This is a genomic window from Streptomyces sp. NPDC101191, assembly GCF_044767915.1.
In the GTDB taxonomy this organism is placed as follows: Bacteria; Actinomycetota; Actinomycetes; order Streptomycetales; family Streptomycetaceae; genus Streptomyces.
In genome coordinates this window covers 521229-537836 of sequence record NZ_JBIWOU010000005.1, presented here as the reverse complement: position 1 = coordinate 537836, position 16608 = coordinate 521229, and the positions used below count along the sequence as shown (strand labels likewise).

Genomic DNA, 16608 nt, shown 5'->3' with positions numbered 1-16608 from the left:
CGGGGCCCGGGACCCCGCCGACCCGCCTTGGGGTGTCAGACCTTCGCGGACGCCGGCTCCGGCCCCGCCGGCCCCCCCGTCGGTGTGCCCGAGGCCACCGGAGCCCGTGCGGCATCCCCTGCGGCCTCCGCGTCCGTGTCCACGTCGAACTCCTCGATCATCTCCTTGCTGAAGCCGAAGAGGTACGTGGCCACGAAGCCCACCGCGTAGCCGACGAGCAGCCCGCCCGCGTAGATCGCGACCGTCGTGCCCAGGCCCTTGTCGCCGTCGAGGAGCGGGAAGAGGGCCCAGCCCGAGGGGCCGATGGAGGTCGAGCCGACCTTGTCGCCCAGCATGCTGAAGAGGCCGACGAAGCCGCCGCCGAATGCGCCGCCGACGCAGGCGGTGACGAAGGGGCGGCCCAGCGGGAGCGAGACGCCGTAGATGAGGGGCTCGCCGACGCCGAGGAAGCCGGCCGGGAGGGCGGACCTGATGGTGCGCCGGAGGGAGCCGTTGCGGGGGAGCTTCAGGTAGACGGCCATGGCCGCGCCGACCTGGCCCGCGCCGGCCATCGCCAGGATCGGCAGCAGGACCGTGTAGCCCTGCTGCTCGATGAGGGTGGTGTGGATGGGGATGAGGGCCTGGTGCAGGCCGAGCATCACGAGCGGCAGGAAGAGTCCGCCGAGGACGAAGCCCGCCCCGGCGCCCGCGTGGGCGAGCAGCCAGTCGGCGAAGTCGCCGATGGCCCGCGAGATCTCCCCGGCCACGAACATCAGGCCGAAGACGGTGACCAGGCCGGAGACCAGCACCGTGAGGGTGGGGGTGACCAGGACGTCGAGGGACTCCGGCACCCGGCGGCGGCACCACTTCTCCACGTACGCCGCGAGGACCGCCGCGCCGAGCGCGCCGAGGACGCCGCCCTGGCCGGGGGAGAGGGGCTGGCCGAAGACCTCGATCTTGGCGACGCCCGCGTAGACGATGATGGACGCGACGGCGCCGCCGAGGATGGGTGTTCCGCCGAACTCCTTGGCGGTGTTGTAGCCGACGAAGACCGCGATGAGGGCCATGAAGCCGCTCGCGACGGCGGCCAGGGCCGGGGTGACGCCGGGCAGCCAACCGAGGTTGACGAGCAGGCCGTTGAGGCCGGCGATGATGCCGCAGCCGATGAGGGCGGGGATCAGCGGGACGAAGATGTTGGCGATCTTCCGCAGGAAGAGCTTGAACGGGGTGGCGTTCTTCGTCTTCCGCGCGGCCTTGAGGGCCGCGCCCCGGTCGGCGAGCTCCTCCGCCGTGCGGCCGGAGGCGGGGGCCGGGGAGGGGCCGGCGGCGCCGGAAGAGGGGGCCGGGGAGGCGTCTGGGGAGGGGCCGGAGGCTCCGGAAGAGGGGGCCGGGGAGGCGTCGGGGGAGGGGCCGGCGGCGTCGGCAGGGGCCTCGGCCAGCAGGGCCTCGAACTCGGGGGTCACGCGGGCGACCGTGCCCGGTCCGAGGACGATCTGGTAGGTGTCGTCCTCCACCACGCCCATCACGGACGGCAGGGCTTTCAGGGCCTCGTCCCGGACGAGTGAGCGGTCCCGCAGACCCAGCCGCAGCCGGGTCATGCAGTGGGCCACGGAGCTGATGTTCTCGGCGCCGCCGACGAGGGGGAGGATCGCGGCGGCGATGGCGCGGTTCTTGTCGTCTGTGCTCATGGTGCGGTGGCGCCTTGCTGTGAGGGGGTCCTCGGGGGAGGTCCTACGGGGTGGGCCCGGTCGCGTGCAGCGCTGCGCGCAGGTGGCCCCGGGAGTCGCTCAGACGCTGTTCGGCGGTCTTGGCATCGATGTCGGCGAGGAGCATCAGGATCGCGGTCTTCACCTCTCCGTCGGCGGCGGCGAGCGCGGTCTCGATCTGCTCGTCCGGGGCGCCGGTGGCGAGCGCCACGATGCGGCGGGAGCGGGCCTGGAGCTTGTCGTTGGAGGCGCGGACGTCGACCATGAGGTTTCCGTAGGTCTTGCCGAGCCGGATCATGGTGATCGTCGAGATCATGTTGAGGACGAGCTTCTGCGCGGTGCCGGCCTTCAACCGGGTGGAGCCGGTGAGGAGTTCGGGGCCGGGGACGACCTCGATGCCGTGCTCGGCGGCCGCGGCGAGCGCGCTGTCCGCGTTGCAGGACAGGCCGATGGTGAGCGCCCCGTGCGCGCGGGCGTGTTCGACGGCGCCGATGGCGTACGGGGTGCGGCCGGAGGCGGAGATGCCGACCACGGTGTCGGCGGCGGTGAGCCCGAGCGCGGTCAGGTCCGCGACGGCGAGTTCCTTGGAGTCCTCGGCGCCCTCGACGGCCTGGACCATGGCGGAGGGACCGCCCGCGATGAGTCCGACGACCTCGGAGGGGTCGGTGTTGAAGGTGGGCGGGCACTCGCTGGCGTCGAGGACGCCGAGCCGTCCGGCGGTGCCGGCGCCCAGGTAGACGAGGCGGCCGCCGCGGGCCATCCGCTCGGCCGCGGCGTCGATCGCCGCGGCGATGGCCGGGAGCTGCCTGGCCACGGCGGCGGGGACGGTCTGGTCCTCCTGGTTCATGAGCGCGGCGATCTCGGCGGTCGGCAGCCGGTCGATGTCGGCGAGCTCGGGGCGGAAGGCCTCGGTGGTGAGCGTGGCGAGCTGGGCGCGCAGTTCGGAGTACGTGGTGGACACGGGGCGGCTCTTTCGTGGTTCAGCGGGTGCGGGGGGCGTGGCGGTGCGCCAGCGCTTCGTACGAGGCCGCGAGGGCAGGGGCCGCCGTCTCGTACGTCCGCTGGGTGACGCAGGTGAACAGGCAGTCCACGACCAGGAGCTGGCTGGTGCGGGACGACATGGCCGCGGGGCGCAGCTCGCTCTCGCGGGCGGTGGACGTGGTCAGTACGTGGTCGGCGTACTGCGTCACCGGCCCGTCCGGGCGGCCCGTGACGGCGACGGTGGTGGCGCCGTGGTCGAAGGCGACCCGCAGCGGTTCTATGACGTCGCCGGTGGAGCCGGAGTGGGTGATGGCGATGGCGACGTCGCCGGAGCGGAGCTGCACGGCGTTGGTGACGGCCAGGTGCGGGTCGCTGTGGGCGTGCGCGAGGAGCCCGATGCGGAGCAGCTTCTGGCCGAGGTCCTGGGCGACCAGGCCGGAGGCGCCGACGCCGTAGATGTCGATGCGGCGGGCGCCGGCGAGGGCGGCGACGGCGGCGCCGAGCTGGACGGTGTCGAGTCCGGCGGCGGTGTCGGCGAGGGTCTGCTGCTCGTCGTAGGCCAGCTTGGCGACGACGTCGGCGACGGGGTCGTCGACGGCGATGTCGGCGGTGACGGAGGGGGCGCGGCCCGACTGCTGCTGGGCGGCGAGACCGGCGAGGGCGAGCCGCAGGTCGCGGTAGCCGGGGTAGCCGAGGAGGCGCGCGGTGCGGACGACGGTCGCCTCGCTGGTGCCGGTGAGCTCGGCGAGACCGGTGACCGTGAGGGCGGCGCAGCCGGCCGGGTCCCCGGCGACGGCCTCGGCGACCCGCTGCATGGAGCGGGTCATGGAGGGGGCGAGGGTGCGCACCTTGGCCGCGAGGGCGGCGGGCGCGGGCGGGGCGGTGGCGGGCCCCGCGGCGCCGGTGAAACTTTCCTTCACTTCATTGGTCACCCCTGAAAGATATTTTCGGCTCCGGGGTGCGTCAAGACCCCCGGAGGTCCCGGGGAGGTCCCGGATCCGGGCAGGACATTGGTTCTGGGGAGCCCCGGGAGCAGAATGTGAACATGGACGACATCGACCCCGTGGAACAGGCTCTCCATGCCGCCCGCGCCCTGGTTCTCGCCGACCTGGTGACCCGCGAGGTCGCCATGGCCGAAGTCGTCTCGATGGTGGAGGACGCCGTCGCCCACCGCCGCTGGTGGGTCGAGCAGTGGCCCGAGGGAAGCGCCTTCGTGGCCGGACTGATAGCGCAGGACGTCCAGGACGCCCTGCTCGAACGGTACGGCCGCTGGCCGCTCTGCCCGGTCTGCTCCTCCGGTGACCCGCACGCCCTCGACGTCGAGCCGGAGCTGGGTCCCGACCCGCACTGGGTCTGTGGCAAACAAGGAGTGGTGGTCGCCCCGGTGGGCGGCCTCACATGACTCTCTACATCGACCCGCCCACCTGGCCGGGTCACGGCCGCATGTGGTCGCACCTGGTCAGCGACGTCTCCTTCGAGGAGCTGCACACCTTCGCCGCCGCCATAGGCTGCCCGCCCCGCGCCTTCGAGCGCGACCACTACGACATACCGTCCGACCACTACGCCTCGGCCGTGGCGGCCGGCGCGGTGGAGGTCGGCTCGAAGGAACTCCTGCGGCACCTCACGACGGCGGGGCTGCGCCGCCCGAAGGGACGGCCGGCGGAGGGGGAGACGCTGCCCAGCTACGACCTGTAGCGCGACGGCTCCCGGCACCGTGCGGGCGGGGCGCCGGACGGGCCGGGGAGAGAGGGGCGCCGGACGCGAGCCGGAGGGCTCCTGGGGACGGGGAGCGCGGCCGGCCGGAGCGGCCCGCCGGGAGGCGGGCCGCTGTCGGAGCTACGAGGTGTAGTAGCCGGCGACGTCGGCGATGAGGTCGACGTTGCCGGAGCGGTTGTAGAAGTTGACCTTGCCGTTGACGACGGGGACGACGACGAGGTTGGGGATGGTCTGTCCGGCGGTGAAGTTGAGGTTGGAGGCGGAGGTGCGTTCGGTTCCGTCGGGGTAGACGGAGATGAAGCTGCCGGTGGTGGGGCCGGTGGCGGTGACGTTCATGACGACGGCGGTGACGCCGGACTTCACCGGGAGGGTGACCGTTTCACCGGGTCCGATCTTGCCCTTGCGGACGCCGAGGCCCGTGCGGGTGTCCATCAGACGCGTCGGGGTCACCGGCTTGAAGCGGCCCAGGCCCTTGGTGTCGGCATTGCTGCACGGTGCGGTGGCGCACGAGAGCGTGGTCGCGAACGCGGCGTGCCCGGTTCCGTCGGGCAGCGACATCAGCAGCAGGCTCTCGCCGCCGGGCTTGCAGCGCCACGAGGCGGAGAGCGCGCACCACGTGCCGTTCTGCCTGCTGTAGAGCGCCCCTTCCGCGACGGGTCCGCCGTCCGTGGCCTCCACCGTGCCGTACAGCTCGGCACCGGTGGACGTGCCGAGCACGGCGCACGCGGCGGTCCGCTGCTCGGTCAGCTCGCCCGTCACCCGGCCGAACCCGGCCGCGACGGAACCGGCGCGCCGGCATTCGGGGGCGAGCCCGGAGGCGGTGGCGATCCGCCACGCGTCCAGACGGTAGGCGTCGGGCACGGTCCAGTCCGCGGGGACCTGCGTGACGACCTGGTAGCCGGTCGACCCGGAGACCGCACACGAGCGGGTATCCAGTCGGCACTGCACGTCACCGGCGTCGTTCATGACCAGCTGGTGCGTGCTGTCCTCGGAGTCCCGGACGTTGATCAGCAGCCGGTCCGTCGTCGCGGCGGTCGTGACCTGGTGGCAGCGCAGGGTGCCGTTCGGACCGGAGGCGCCCGGCACTGCCGGGGCGCCGACCGCGGAGGCGGCGACGGGGGAGCAGCCCTTCGCGCCGGCCGTGACGTCGCGGCGGTTCAGGATGTGGGTGCGCGTCTCGTCCTGGCCCTCCACGAGCACGGTGTACCCGGTGCCGGAGGAGAAGGAGCAGCTGACGAGGACGTCGGTCTTGAGCTGCTGCTGGTTCGGCTGGGCGGAGCACTCGGGGCCGTTGCCGTCCGTGCCGATGAGGTAGAGGCCGTAGTCCGGGAACTCGGCGAAGTCGTCCGGGAGTTCGTAACGGACGTGGAGGAGCTCGGCGCGGGAGTGGGCGCCGGCCGGGATCGTCAGGCAGTGCGAGAAGACGCCGTCACCGGTGTCGAGCCGTACGGCCGCCCGGTCGTCCGCGAAGGAACCGGCGGGCAGTTCCCGGCAGCCGGCCGTCTGGAGCTCGTCCGTCCGGACGAAGTGCACGCCGTACGCGCCGGTCTCATCCGGGTCGCCGGCATGCACCCGGGCCCGGAACGGCGCGGTGCCGGTGAGGGCGCAGCCGCCGTTCACGAGGTCGTAGGGCTCGCACATGGCCGTGCCGGAGGCGTCGACGACCTCGATCTCGACCTCGACGCCGGCGCCACCGCGCGATGTCAGGGCCGCCATCCGGGCCCCCTGCGGGAGGGGCAGTTCGAGGCAGGCGGTCTGCCCGGCGGTGGTGAACTCGCCCGTGTGGCGGCCCATCGCGACCGGTGCGCAGTCCTCGGCGGCCCGGGCGGTTCCGGTGGTGCCGGGCAGGAGCGAGAAGACGACGGTGAGCAGACAGAGCAGCGCGGTGGAGACCGCGGTGGACGGGCGTCTCGGAGACGTGGGCGCGTACGCGGACGCGTGCGCGGGTGACGACGGCATGTACCCCCCTCGGGTGTGATGACGAGCGATCGTCGCACACGCCACTCACACCCGAGGTGCGGGGGAACCGCCAGGTCAGCGGGACGGGATGCGGGCCGGCTCCGGCTTGCTCGCCGGCGATCCGGTCACGATCCGGGACGGGGACTTCGTCAGGCGGAGGGACACCGTGACCGCGCCGAGGCCCAGGAGGGTCATCGCGGCGCCCGCCCAGGCCGGGGAGGCGAAGCCGAGGCCCGCGTCGATGACGCTGCCGCCGAGCCAGGGGCCGCCGGTGTTGCCGAGGTTGAAGGCGGCGGTGGTGGTGGCGCCCGCGAGGGTGGGTGCTGCGCCGGCCACGTTGAACATGCGGGCGTTGAGCGCGGGCGCGGTGTAGAAGGCGGAGACGCCGAGCAGGAAGGTCAGGGCGATCGTGACGGCCGGGCTCGACGCGAAGAGGGCCAGGGCGACGAGGAAGACCGTCGAGGCGGTGATGCCGCTGAGCAGGACGCCGAAGAGGTGGGCGTCGGCGACCCGGCCCCCGATGTAGGTGCCGATGAGGGCGCCGATGCCGAAGAGCGCGAGCACGGCGGAGACCCAGCCCTTGTCGAGGCCGGCGACGTCGGTGAGCAGCGGCGCGAGGTACGAGAAGGCGCAGAAGACGCCGCCCGCGGCGAGCGCGGTGATCAGGACGGACAGCAGCACCTGGCGGTCGCGGTAGATGACCAGCTCGCCCTTGAGCCGGGGCCGGGTCTCCGGCAGGGGGATGTGCGGGATGCGGGTGACCACGCCGACGAGCGCGATGGCCGAGGCCGCGCCGACGGCCCAGAAGGCGGAGCGCCAGCCGAGGTGCTCGCCGAGGAACGCGCCGGCCGGGACGCCCAGGACGTTGGCGATCGACAGTCCGCCGATCATGACGGCCATGGCCCGGGCGCGCGCCCCGACCGGCACCATCGCGATGGCGACGGCCGCCCCGACCGCCCAGAACCCGGCGCACGCGAGCGCGCTCACCACCCGGGACGCGAAGAGCACCGCGTAGTTCGGCGCGAGCGCACCGGCGACCTGGCCGAGACCGAAGACGTTGATCAGGGCGATGAGGGTGGTCTTGCGGGGCAGCCGCAGGGTGGCGACGGCGAGCAGCGGGGCCCCGACGACCATGCCGATGGCGAAGGCCGAGATGAGCAGTCCGGCCCGGGGGATGGAGACGTTCATGTCCTCCGCGATGGGCGGCAGCAGCCCCGAGAGCATGAACTCGCTCGTGCCGAGCGCGAAGACGGACAGCCCGAGGATGTAGACGGCCAGCGGCATGCGGGTGGCGGCGGCGGAGGAAGGGGCGGGCTCGGGGGACGGGGCGGCGGAGGGCTCGGTGGGCTCGGCGGAGGAAGGCGGCATGACATGGGCAACCTGCGCTTTGTGCCTGTCATTCCTCCCGCGGTGAACGTCTCGCGATACGGGACGGCCCGGGCGTGGCCGCTCGGGCCCGGGGTTCCGCCCCCTCGGCTCCCCGGCCCGTCCGTCAGCCCCTCCGCGACGCCGGGGGGGGCTGACGGTCGAGCTCCAGTCCTCCTGCGCGCGCGTGGGCCGGCGGCGCCCGCCCGGGTCAGGCCCGGGTGCAGGTGAAGGTGTTCGTGTTGTCCCCCTCGATGTGCCGGACGCGCAGGACGTTGCCCGCGTAGTCCACGCTGAGGTTCTCGCCGCCGCTGCTGCCGGAGGAGCCGGGCGGCTGCCAGGGGAGGATCAGGGACAGGGAGTCGCCGAAGCTCGCGGGAAGGTTCGTGGCCGGCATGATCAACGGGCAGAGTTCCGCGCGCGGTTGGGCCGTCGGTGACGCCGGTGACCGGCCCTAGCTGTCCGGTGTCGGGTCCGGCGCCGTCAGTACCGCCAGCTCCCGTTCCAGGTTCTCCCGCGCCCTCTCCTCCCAGGCCGCCGCCCCGTAGGGCGTGCGGAAGAGGCGGGGGAGGGTGAGGAGGTGGCGCAGGATGCTCGCGCGGCCTTCGCGGAAGGCGTCCTCCGGGACGAAGGCGTACTCCTCGCGGACCGCCGCGGTATACCCCGTATAGGTATCCGGGTCGCTCGCCAGGATCGCCAGGTCCGCGTCGCACAGGGCCTCGCCGTTGAGGTCGCCGGGTGCGGGGTCGTGGGTGACGGTGAGGCGGACCAGGCGGGCGACCTCGGCGACCTCGTGCGCGGTCAGGCCCGCCTCGGTGAGGGCCCTTTCGGCCAGGGCCGCCGAGCGTTCCTCGTTCTCCGAGCGGTCCGGGAGGTAGACCGCGTCGTGGAACCAGGCGGCGAGCCGGACCAGCTCCAACTCCCCGCCCTCGCCGCCCTTTCCGGCCAGTTCGTCGATGCGGTCGAGAACCGCCCGCAGGTGGGTGGCGGTGTGGTACCTGCGCTGCGGCTCGGTCCAGCGGGCCAGCAGGTTCCGGCCGTACGGGAGCGGGTCGGGGCCCTCGCGGCCGGCGCGTGCGGCGCGCAGCGTCGAGGTCCAGCGCGCCAGTAGGTCCTGTTCCTGGGATGCGGTCAGCTCGGCGGTCATGGGCGCATTCTGCCGCCCGCCGGGGGTCCCCGGCGGGCGGAGGCGCGCGCTCCTGTCGGCCCGGTTCTGCCCCTCCATCGCCCCTCATCTCAACCTTACATACCCCCCATGGGTATGCTACGGTCCCCGAGTGGGTACCCCCTGGGGGTATGTGATCGTCATCGCGAGCGAAGGGTGCAGGGCACATGTCAACCGTCAATCCCCGGCGCTGGTGGGCACTTGTCGTGCTCGCCGCCGCACAGTTCATGGTCATCATGGACACCTCGATCATCGGCGTCGCGCTCCCCGAGATGCAGAAGGACCTCGGCTTCTCGCAGGGCGAGCTCCAGTGGGTGTTCAACGCCTACGTCATCGTCTTCGGCGGTCTGCTGCTCCTCGGCGGGCGCCTCTCCGACCTCGTCGGAGCCCGCAAGATCTTCGTCTCCGGCTGGGCGGTCATGATCGCCGGCTCGATCCTCGCGGCGGCCGCGCCGACCGCCTGGGTCGAGATCGCCGGCCGAGCCGTCCAGGGTGTCGGCGGCGCGCTCATCGCACCCTCCGCCATGACTCTGCTGATGATGCTCTTCATGCACGACCCGCGTGAGCTCGGCAAGGCGATGGCGCTCTACGGCGCGGCCGCCCCGGCCGGCGGCACCGCGGGCGTGTTCCTCGGTGGTGTCTTCACCGAGTGGGCCGCCTGGCAGTGGGTCTTCGTCATCTACATCCCGATCGGCCTCGCGACCCTCGCCGCGACCAGGCTGCTCCCGAACGTCGAGTCCCGCCGCGGCTCGGTCGACGTCCTCGGTGCCGTCGCCGTCACCGCCGGTCTGGCGCTCGCCGTCTTCGCCGTCGTCCGCGCCCCCGAGGTCGGCTGGGGCGCCACCGCCACCGTCCTGGAGCTGGTCGGCGCCGCCGTCCTCCTGTTCGTGTTCTTCATCATCCAGAAGTCCGTCCGCGAGCCGCTCATGCCGCTCAGTGTGTGGCGGGTGCCGCGCCTCGGTTCGGCGAACCTGGCGATGACGCTGCTCGGCGCGGCCTGGATCCCGATGTGGTACTTCCTCAACCTCTACCTCCAGCAGGTCCTCGGCTACGGCGCCTTCGCCTCCGGTGCCGCGCTGCTCCCGATGACCGTGCTCCTGATGATCTTCATGACGGCCGTCACCGCACGGCTCATGGGCAGGTTCGGGGCCAAGCCGCTCATCGGTGTCGGCCTGCTGGTCCTCGCCGCCGGCCTGGTCTGGCTGTCCGCCGTCGAGCCCACCGGCACCTTCCTCGTCGACGTCCTGCCGGCCTCGCTGGTCGCGGCGCTCGGCATGTCCCTCGCCTACATCCCGGCGATGATCGCCGCGATGTCCGGCGCCCCGCAGGAGCAGGCCGGTCTCGCCTCGGGCATCGTCAACACCACCTACAACGTCGGCTCCGCACTCGGCCTCGCCGCCCTCACCGCGGTCGCCATGTCGCAGGGCGCCGACCAGCTCGGCGACCTGCCGAAGCTGACCGACGGCTTCTCCTCCGCCTTCATCGGCGCGGCGATCGTCGCGGCGGTCGGCGGTGTCGTCACCCTCCTGGTGATGAAGAGCGACAAGGCGCCGACCGACGGGACGCCGGCCCCCGCCGCGCGGGAGCAGGGCGACAAGGTCACCGCCTGAACGCCCGTCCCGTCGGAGGGGCCGCCCGATGTCCGTTCACCGGTCGTCGGGCGGCCCCTTTTCCGTACCCGAGAGGGAATCCCGTGGAAGGAACTCCCATGGATCAGCGCACCCGAGCCGTCCATGTGGTCGACAAGACCCGACCCGAGGGCAGTTGGCCATTTTCCGTGCCCCTGGTGCAGTTCTCCGCCTTCGCCGTCGCCATCACCGCCGGTCTCGCGCTCGCCTTCTCCTCCGCCGACGCGCTCGCCGAGGCGATGGCCGGGACCGACGGGCGGTACGTCCACAGCCGCCGCGGCAACGCCACCGAGGACCTGCTCGGGTGACCACCGCGGGGTCGTCGGGCCGCCCGCTACCGGCTCGGGCGGTAGTCGCGGCGGCGCCGCGGTGGTCGTTCGTTCGGCCGCCGTGGCGGTGCGGGCGGGGATCCCGGCTGGTGTGCTGGTCGGGACCCGGCCCCACGTCGTACGGGAGCAGCAGCATGGCCGTCATCGTCACCGTCGAGATCCCCGGCGGCACCCAGGAGATGTACGAGCGCACCAACGCCCGGGTCACCGCGGCGCCCTGGTTCCCGCCCGAGGGGTTCATCGCGCACCTGGCGGGTCCCGACGGGATGGGCGGCTGGCGGGTTGTCGACGTCTGGGAGTCGGAGGAGGCGTTCGGGGCCTTCGTCGAGCGGGCGACCCCGATCTTCCAGGAGACCGGGATGCCGCCGGTCATTCCGAAGGTCGACCCGCTCGTGAACGTCATCGTGAAGTAGCCGGCCCCGGAGGTTCCACGCCCTGGGCTCCCGCCGCCCCAGTCTTCCGGGGTCCCGGGGTCCCCAGGTCTCGGGGTCCCGGGGGTTCCGCGTCCCGGCGTCCCGGGGTCTCGGGGTCTCGGGGTCTCGGCGTCCCGGGGTCTCGGCGTCCCGGCGTCCCCGCGCCCGGGCGCCTGCGCGTCCGGTGCCCCGGTGTCCCCGCGCCCCGTGGCCCTGGCACCCCGCGCCCCGGCACCTCGCGCCCGCGCGCCCCTCCCCTCCCAAGCGCGCGGTAATTCCGTTGCGGGCGGACGGGCCCCGGCGGGACGCTGCACGGCATGACTGCCGACCTGTTCACCGTCGAGGGGCGCCTCAAGGCGATCCCGCGCCGGCCGGCCCGCCGCGCCGCCCTGCTGGACCACCTCGCCGCCACCCTCTTCGAGCCGACCCGCGTCTACAGCGAGCGCGAGGTCAACGAGGCGCTGAAGACCGTTCACGAGGACTTCCCGGCCCTGCGCCGCTACCTCGTCATCGGCGGCCAGCTGGCCCGGACGAAGGACGGCTCGGCCTACCGCCGACAGCCCGGCACCCCCGCAGGAGCGACCCCCGCCGTCGCGTGATCACCGCGGTGGTGGCCGGCCTCCTGGCCGGCTACGGCATCGCGATCCCGGTGGGCGCGGTCGGCGCCTACCTGGTGGCCGTCACGGCCCGCGCCGGCTGGCGCACGGGCGCGGGGGCGGCCCTCGGCGTCGCCACCGCGGACGGCGTCTACGCCCTGCTCGCGGTAGCGGGCGGCTCGGCCCTCGTGCCGCTCCTCACCCCGGCGATGACCCCGCTGCGCTGGGCCTCCGCCGTGGTCCTGGTGGTCCTCGCCGTCCGGGCCGGCCTCGCGGCCGTACGCACGTACCGCGCCGGATCCCTCGCCTCGCGCGACGACGGCGCGACGACCCTGGGCCCGGCCCGCGCCTACGCCACCTTCCTGGGCATCACGATCCTCAACCCCATGACGGTGATCTACTTCGCCGCCCTGATCCTCGCCACCGGCCCCGACGCCCCGTCCTCGGTCCCCGAACGCACCGCCTTCGTCCTGGCCGCCCTCGCCGCCTCCGCCAGCTGGCAGCTCCTCCTCACCACCGGCGGCACCCTCCTCGGCCGCACCCTCACGGGCCCCCGCGGCCGGCTGGCCACGGCCCTGGCGTCGAGCGCGCTGATCGTGGTCCTCGCGGTGCGGCTGGTGGGGTAGGGCCTTGACTCTCGGGCGACGCGAGACACCAGAGTCGTCGCCGTGGACAGGATGAACCGAGAAGACCTCCTGCCGATCGGGCAGTTCGCACAGGCCAGTGGCCTCACGATCACCGCCCTGCGGCACTACGACGCGAGCGGTGTGCTCGCTCCGGCATACGTCGACCCGGACAGCGGCTACCGCTACTTCCGGCGCGAGCAGGTCCGCACGGCCCAGTTCGTCCGGGCCCTGCGGCAGCTGGACATGCCCGTCGAGCAGGTGCGGGAGCTCCTCGCCCGCACCGTCGGGGGCGCCGATCCGGTGCCGGCGCTGCACGCCCACCTGCGGGCGGCAGAGCGACGTCTGGAGGTCCAGCGGTCCCTCGTCCACGGCCTGGTGACCCGACTGACCGAAGGAGCGGACATGACCCACCGCGTCACCGTCCGGCAGAACGCGGCCGAGCGCGTCCTCGTGCGCGGCGCGACCCTGAGGAACTCCGGCCTCGACGCCTTCCTGCGGACCGCCTACGAAGAGCTCTACACGCTGGCCGGGCGCGGCCCGCTGGTCTTCACGGGCCCCGCGTTCGTGCGCTTCCACGGAGTGTGCGACGAGGAGAACGAGACCTTGGTGGAGGCGTGCCTGCCGTTCTGGGCGGACGGCGCCCAGCCGCCGGCGGACCTCCCGGACGGCACGTACGTCCGGGAGCTGCCGGAAAACGCCCTGGCGCGCACCGAGGTCCAGGGCCCGGCCGCCGCCTTCCCGGAGATCCTCACCGCCTACGACGCCGTCGCGGGCTGGATCACCGACCACTGCTTCGCCTTCGCCGGACCGGTCCGCATGGTCTTCCAGCGCTGGACCGGCACTCCCGGCCACCCCGACAACCGGCTGGAGATCGCCTGGCCGTTCGAGGAGCCCTCGGAGCGGTCCTCGGAGCCGGGCCCTGAGGGCGGGACGGGCTGAGGGGGTCGCTCCCGCTTCAACGGGCGAGGGCCCGGACCGGTCTCGGTCCGGGGCCTTTCCTCCGGTCCGACGCCGACGCCGACGCCGACGCCGACGCCGCCGCCGACGCCCGCGCCGGCCGTCGGCCGGTCCGTCCGTCGGCCGGTCCGCCGGCCGGGTCGACGACGCCGTGGGCCCGTGCTGCTAGCTCCCCGCCGGCAGGACGTTCTGGTTGTGGTGGAAGACGTTGTCCGGGTCGTACGTCCGCTTCACCTCGGCAAGCCGGTCGTAGTGTCCGCGGTAAGTGGCGCGGACCCGGTCGCCGCCCTCGTCCGCCCCGATGAAGTTGACGTATGCGCCGCCCATCGAGTGCGGGTGCAGGGCCTCCCAGTAGTCCACGGCCCAGGTGCGGATCCGGTCCGCGTCGGCCGCCTCCGGGCTGATGCCCCCGATCACGCCGGACCAGACCGCGTCGCGGTAGGCCCAGGCCGTGTCCATCGGACCGGGCCGGTGGGCCGCGCCGTCGACCGGGTAGAGGTGCATCGTCGACAGGTCACTGGGGAGGTTCTCCAGGAAGGCGCGGTGCACGTCGATCGAGCCGTCCGTGATCCGGTCGAAGAAGTCACCCCGCCAGTACCACTGCAGCCCCTTCGGGATCAGGTCGTCGAACAGTGCCTGGAGCGCGGGGTACGGGATCGGCGTCGCGAAGTGGAAGGCGGGCGGGGCGGGTTCGGCGACCGGGGCGAAGGTCTTCGCCAGGCTCTCCTCGTCCGTCGCGCCCGTGGAGCACCACACCACGCCGCACATCTTCCGGCCGTGGATCTCCTCCGGGAACGGCGGTCCGGGCGCGACCGTCAGGATGGCGAAGAAGCCGTTGAGGTCCTCGGCCGCGGCCGGCAGGAAGTCGCGGTACCAGCGCAGGACGGCCCCGATGTGCTCCGGCTCCCACAGGGTGACGCCGAGTCCCACGTTCTCCACGGGGTGCAGGGCGTAGCGGAACGCGGTCACGACGCCGAAGTTGCCGCCGCCGCCGCGCAACGCCCAGAACAGCTCCGGATGTTCGTCCGACGAGGCGGTGACCATCGAGCCGTCCGCGAGGACGACGTCCGCCGCGAGCAGGTTGTCGATGGTCAGTCCGTAGGCGCGGGTCAGATGCCCGTGCCCGCCGCCGAGGGTCAGCCCGCCGACCCCGGTCGTCGACATGATCCCGGCGGGGGTCGCGAGCCCGGAGCCGTGCGCCTCGTGGTCCAGGTCGCCGATCTGACTGCCACCGCCGACCAGGGCGGTCCGCCCCTCGGGGTCCACCCGCGCCCAGCGCATCCGCGACAGGTCGATCATCAGCGAGCCGTCGACGACGCACAGGCCGCCGCCGCTGTGCCCGCCGCCGCGCACCGTGAAGTCCAGGCTGTTCTCGCGGGCGAACCGCACGGCGGCCCGGACGTCCGTCGAGTCCGCGCACCGGGCGATGACCGCGGGCCGCCGGTCGATCATCGCGTTGTAGACCTCCCGGGCCTCGTCGTATCCCGCGTCCGCGGGGCCGATGACCTCGCCGCGCATCATTTCGCGCAGCATCTCCACAGCCGTGCCGCCCATGACCAGCCTCCAGGGCACCCCCTGTCGACGACGGCCGCGCTAAGGGCCCGTCGGGCCCACCTCCCAGTCTCCCCCTCGGCGTGGCACCCCGCCTCCCGGGCCGGGACGTCGGCATCCTTGGGTCCATGGGTGACGGCGACGCCGGCGATGCCGGTTCGTACGAGGTGCAGGCCTCGGCCCGCGGCTGGCTGACTCTCCAGCTCGCGGCCCTGGGCTTCGTCGGTCTGTGCGGGGCGCTGAAGGCCGGCGGGGCGGGCTCCCCGGCCCCGCGCGGCGTGGAGGTGGTGGCGGGCGTCCTGGTCGTGCTCGCGCTGCTCCTCGCGTGCCTCGCGGTCTACCTCGTCGGCCGGACCGCCTGGCCGCACGGGGGGCTCCCGGACGACCCGGCCCGGGCCGCGCGCCGGCTCCGCACGGGGCTGGTCCTGACCTTCGTGACCGTCCTCCTGACGGCCCTGGCGGCGTCGAGCTCCTGGTGGCCCACGCCGGACGCCCCCGCCGCGTCCGTCGAGGTCACGACGTCCGGCGGCACCCTGTGCGGGGAGCTCACGCGCGGCAGCGGCGCCCTGGCCCTGACCGTCGAGGGCCGGACGGTCGACGTCGCGGTCACGGACGTGCTGTCGGTGGCTCCGGTCGCCGGTTGCGGGAGCTCATGACGGCCCCGGTGGACCGCCACGACATGACGGCCAGCGCCGACCGCGCGGACAGCAGCGATCCGACGCTGAGGAACGACCCCGCGGACCCGATCGAGAACGCCGACCCGACGGACCCGATGGACATGAAGGACCCGACGGACCCGATCGACAGGAACGAGTCCTTCGACCAGAGGGAGAGGAAGGAGCCGGAGCTCCGGCGGCTGAGACCGCTGCTGATGCCCATCTGCCGATCGTAGGCCGGTCGCACCGCTCCGGGGGCGCGAAGCGTGCGGGTGCCCGGCACGCCCGAGGCCCGCCCGGCGTGGTGCGCCGGACGGGCCTCGGGGGATGCCCGGTCGGGCCTACTTCAGCGCGGCGAGGGCGGCCTCGTAGTTCGGCTCCTCGGCGATCTCGTTGACGAGCTCGACGTGCAGGACCTTGTCCTCCTCGTCGAGGACGACCACGGCGCGGGCGGTCAGGCCGGCGAGGGGGCCGTCGGCGATGTCCACGCCGTAGTTCGTGTGGAACTCACGGCCACGGAGGGTGGAGAGGTTCTTCACGTTCTCCAGGCCCTCGGCGCCGCAGAACCGGGCCTGGGCGAAGGGCAGGTCCGCCGAGATGCACAGCACGACGGTGTTCTCCAGGTCGCCGGCCTTCGCGTTGAAGGCGCGGACGGAGGAGGCGCACGTCGGGGTGTCGACGCTCGGGAAGATGTTGAGGACCTTGCGCTTGCCGGCGAAGTCCTTCAGCGACCTGTCCGCGAGGCCCTCGCCGACCAGGCTGAACTCCGGAGCCTGGCTGCCCGCGGCGGGCAGGGTGCCGTTGACCTGTACGGGGTTGCCCTTGAGCGCGACCTGCGCCATGTCGAATCTCCTTCATCGGGTGCTGACGACGGTCCCGATCGTACTGCGCGTGGAATCGGCATCTCGCGGAACGGAACGCGAACCATCCGTTTCCGCCGTGCGTCGCGCACCGGGCCGGGAAGCCGCACGCCTCCGCACG

19 protein-coding genes are annotated in these 16608 nt (G+C 73.3%); 10 read left to right on the top strand and 9 right to left on the bottom strand.

The window, feature by feature from the left end:
- Nucleotides 1–35: 35 nt before the first annotated feature.
- The 3 genes from ACIRQF_RS22300 to ACIRQF_RS22290 are packed head-to-tail and all read right to left on the bottom strand — an operon-like array spanning nt 36 to nt 3598.
- Nucleotides 36–1667 carry a PTS transporter subunit EIIC gene (locus ACIRQF_RS22300; RefSeq protein WP_404094337.1) on the bottom strand — a complete coding sequence of 544 codons (1632 nt, stop codon included), beginning with the start codon at nt 1665–1667 and terminating at the stop codon, nt 36–38.
- Nucleotides 1668–1710: 43 nt separating this feature from the next.
- Nucleotides 1711–2646 (bottom strand): N-acetylmuramic acid 6-phosphate etherase, encoded by a 936-nt coding sequence (gene murQ / locus ACIRQF_RS22295; protein ID WP_404094334.1) that lies wholly within the window; start codon nt 2644–2646, stop codon nt 1711–1713.
- A 19-nt stretch (nt 2647–2665) separates the two neighbouring features.
- Nucleotides 2666–3598, bottom strand: coding sequence for a MurR/RpiR family transcriptional regulator (locus ACIRQF_RS22290; protein WP_382479316.1), 933 nt, complete (start codon nt 3596–3598; stop codon nt 2666–2668).
- 113 nt (nt 3599–3711) lie between these two features.
- Between ACIRQF_RS22290 and ACIRQF_RS22285 the strand changes: the two genes are divergently transcribed.
- Nucleotides 3712–4068: a hypothetical protein gene (locus ACIRQF_RS22285; RefSeq protein ID WP_376632870.1), complete on the top strand. Its 357-nt coding sequence runs from the start codon at nt 3712–3714 to the stop codon at nt 4066–4068.
- A complete protein-coding gene (locus ACIRQF_RS22280; RefSeq protein ID WP_376632871.1) occupies nt 4065–4361 on the top strand; it encodes a DUF4031 domain-containing protein in 297 nt (98 codons plus the stop codon). The genes ACIRQF_RS22285 and ACIRQF_RS22280 overlap by 4 nt, the downstream gene beginning before the upstream one ends.
- Before the next feature lie 141 nt (nt 4362–4502).
- Here ACIRQF_RS22280 and ACIRQF_RS22275 read toward each other — a convergent pair whose 3' ends face one another.
- The 4 genes from ACIRQF_RS22275 to ACIRQF_RS22260 all read right to left on the bottom strand — a co-directional run bounded on the left by ACIRQF_RS22275 (nt 4503) and on the right by ACIRQF_RS22260 (nt 8853).
- Nucleotides 4503–6341 (bottom strand): hypothetical protein, encoded by a 1839-nt coding sequence (locus ACIRQF_RS22275; protein ID WP_404094330.1) that lies wholly within the window; start codon nt 6339–6341, stop codon nt 4503–4505.
- Nucleotides 6342–6416: 75 nt separating this feature from the next.
- The gene (locus ACIRQF_RS22270) at nt 6417–7625 is read right to left on the bottom strand and encodes a Cmx/CmrA family chloramphenicol efflux MFS transporter (RefSeq protein ID WP_404094564.1); all 1209 of its coding nucleotides are present in this window, start codon (nt 7623–7625) and stop codon (nt 6417–6419) included.
- Between the two features lie 292 nt (nt 7626–7917).
- Nucleotides 7918–8103, bottom strand: a complete 186-nt coding sequence (locus tag ACIRQF_RS22265) for a hypothetical protein (RefSeq protein ID WP_404094327.1) — start codon at nt 8101–8103, stop codon at nt 7918–7920.
- 57 nt (nt 8104–8160) lie between these two features.
- Nucleotides 8161–8853 carry a hypothetical protein gene (locus ACIRQF_RS22260; protein WP_404094324.1) on the bottom strand — a complete coding sequence of 231 codons (693 nt, stop codon included), beginning with the start codon at nt 8851–8853 and terminating at the stop codon, nt 8161–8163.
- 185 nt (nt 8854–9038) lie between these two features.
- Between ACIRQF_RS22260 and ACIRQF_RS22255 the strand changes: the two genes are divergently transcribed.
- From ACIRQF_RS22255 to ACIRQF_RS22230, 6 genes are all read left to right on the top strand, one after another.
- Complete coding sequence (locus ACIRQF_RS22255) at nt 9039–10481, top strand: MFS transporter (protein ID WP_404094321.1); 1443 nt, start codon at nt 9039–9041, stop codon at nt 10479–10481.
- A 176-nt stretch (nt 10482–10657) separates the two neighbouring features.
- The gene (locus ACIRQF_RS22250; RefSeq protein WP_404094319.1) at nt 10658–10807 is read left to right on the top strand and encodes a hypothetical protein; all 150 of its coding nucleotides are present in this window, start codon (nt 10658–10660) and stop codon (nt 10805–10807) included.
- A gap of 155 nt (nt 10808–10962) precedes the next feature.
- Complete coding sequence (locus ACIRQF_RS22245; RefSeq protein ID WP_404094317.1) at nt 10963–11241, top strand: hypothetical protein; 279 nt, start codon at nt 10963–10965, stop codon at nt 11239–11241.
- Nucleotides 11242–11558: 317 nt separating this feature from the next.
- A complete protein-coding gene (locus ACIRQF_RS22240) occupies nt 11559–11840 on the top strand; it encodes a DUF2087 domain-containing protein (RefSeq protein ID WP_404094315.1) in 282 nt (93 codons plus the stop codon).
- Nucleotides 11837–12463, top strand: coding sequence for a LysE family transporter (locus tag ACIRQF_RS22235; protein ID WP_404094313.1), 627 nt, complete (start codon nt 11837–11839; stop codon nt 12461–12463). Before ACIRQF_RS22240 ends, ACIRQF_RS22235 begins: the two co-directional genes overlap by 4 nt.
- 51 nt (nt 12464–12514) lie before the next feature.
- Entirely contained in the window at nt 12515–13402 is an 888-nt protein-coding gene (locus ACIRQF_RS22230; protein ID WP_404094562.1) for a MerR family transcriptional regulator, read from the top strand.
- A 183-nt stretch (nt 13403–13585) separates the two neighbouring features.
- On the opposite strand, the gene ACIRQF_RS22225 is transcribed toward ACIRQF_RS22230, so the two are convergent.
- The gene (locus tag ACIRQF_RS22225) at nt 13586–14974 is read right to left on the bottom strand and encodes an FAD-binding oxidoreductase (RefSeq protein ID WP_376632882.1); all 1389 of its coding nucleotides are present in this window, start codon (nt 14972–14974) and stop codon (nt 13586–13588) included.
- 125 nt (nt 14975–15099) lie between these two features.
- Here ACIRQF_RS22225 and ACIRQF_RS22220 point away from each other — a divergent pair, with 125 nt between their 5' ends.
- A complete protein-coding gene (locus ACIRQF_RS22220; protein WP_389751166.1) occupies nt 15100–15627 on the top strand; it encodes a hypothetical protein in 528 nt (175 codons plus the stop codon).
- 8 nt (nt 15628–15635) lie between these two features.
- Entirely contained in the window at nt 15636–15863 is a 228-nt protein-coding gene (locus ACIRQF_RS22215; RefSeq protein WP_376632885.1) for a hypothetical protein, read from the top strand.
- A gap of 105 nt (nt 15864–15968) precedes the next feature.
- On the opposite strand, the gene tpx is transcribed toward ACIRQF_RS22215, so the two are convergent.
- Nucleotides 15969–16469 carry a thiol peroxidase gene (tpx, locus tag ACIRQF_RS22210; protein WP_376632887.1) on the bottom strand — a complete coding sequence of 167 codons (501 nt, stop codon included), beginning with the start codon at nt 16467–16469 and terminating at the stop codon, nt 15969–15971.
- Between the last annotated feature and the right edge of the window lie 139 nt (nt 16470–16608).

Excerpts from the sequence above, each read along its gene's own strand:
- ACIRQF_RS22285 (WP_376632870.1), top strand. The coding sequence starts at position 3,712 with ATGGACGACATCGACCCCGTGGAACAGGCTCTCCATGCCGCCCGCGCC.
- ACIRQF_RS22230 (WP_404094562.1), top strand. The coding sequence starts at position 12,515 with ATGAACCGAGAAGACCTCCTGCCGATCGGGCAGTTCGCACAGGCCAGT.
- ACIRQF_RS22300 (WP_404094337.1), bottom strand. The coding sequence starts at position 1,667 with ATGAGCACAGACGACAAGAACCGCGCCATCGCCGCCGCGATCCTCCCC.
- tpx (WP_376632887.1), bottom strand. The coding sequence starts at position 16,469 with ATGGCGCAGGTCGCGCTCAAGGGCAACCCCGTACAGGTCAACGGCACC.
- ACIRQF_RS22260 (WP_404094324.1), bottom strand. The coding sequence starts at position 8,853 with ATGACCGCCGAGCTGACCGCATCCCAGGAACAGGACCTACTGGCGCGC.
- ACIRQF_RS22265 (WP_404094327.1), bottom strand. The coding sequence starts at position 8,103 with ATGCCGGCCACGAACCTTCCCGCGAGCTTCGGCGACTCCCTGTCCCTG.
- ACIRQF_RS22280 (WP_376632871.1), top strand. The coding sequence starts at position 4,065 with ATGACTCTCTACATCGACCCGCCCACCTGGCCGGGTCACGGCCGCATG.
- ACIRQF_RS22220 (WP_389751166.1), top strand. The coding sequence starts at position 15,100 with ATGGGTGACGGCGACGCCGGCGATGCCGGTTCGTACGAGGTGCAGGCC.
- ACIRQF_RS22255 (WP_404094321.1), top strand. The coding sequence starts at position 9,039 with ATGTCAACCGTCAATCCCCGGCGCTGGTGGGCACTTGTCGTGCTCGCC.
- ACIRQF_RS22245 (WP_404094317.1), top strand. The coding sequence starts at position 10,963 with ATGGCCGTCATCGTCACCGTCGAGATCCCCGGCGGCACCCAGGAGATG.
- ACIRQF_RS22270 (WP_404094564.1), bottom strand. The coding sequence starts at position 7,625 with ATGCCGCTGGCCGTCTACATCCTCGGGCTGTCCGTCTTCGCGCTCGGC.
- ACIRQF_RS22275 (WP_404094330.1), bottom strand. The coding sequence starts at position 6,341 with ATGCCGTCGTCACCCGCGCACGCGTCCGCGTACGCGCCCACGTCTCCG.
- ACIRQF_RS22240 (WP_404094315.1), top strand. The coding sequence starts at position 11,559 with ATGACTGCCGACCTGTTCACCGTCGAGGGGCGCCTCAAGGCGATCCCG.
- ACIRQF_RS22225 (WP_376632882.1), bottom strand. The coding sequence starts at position 14,974 with ATGGGCGGCACGGCTGTGGAGATGCTGCGCGAAATGATGCGCGGCGAG.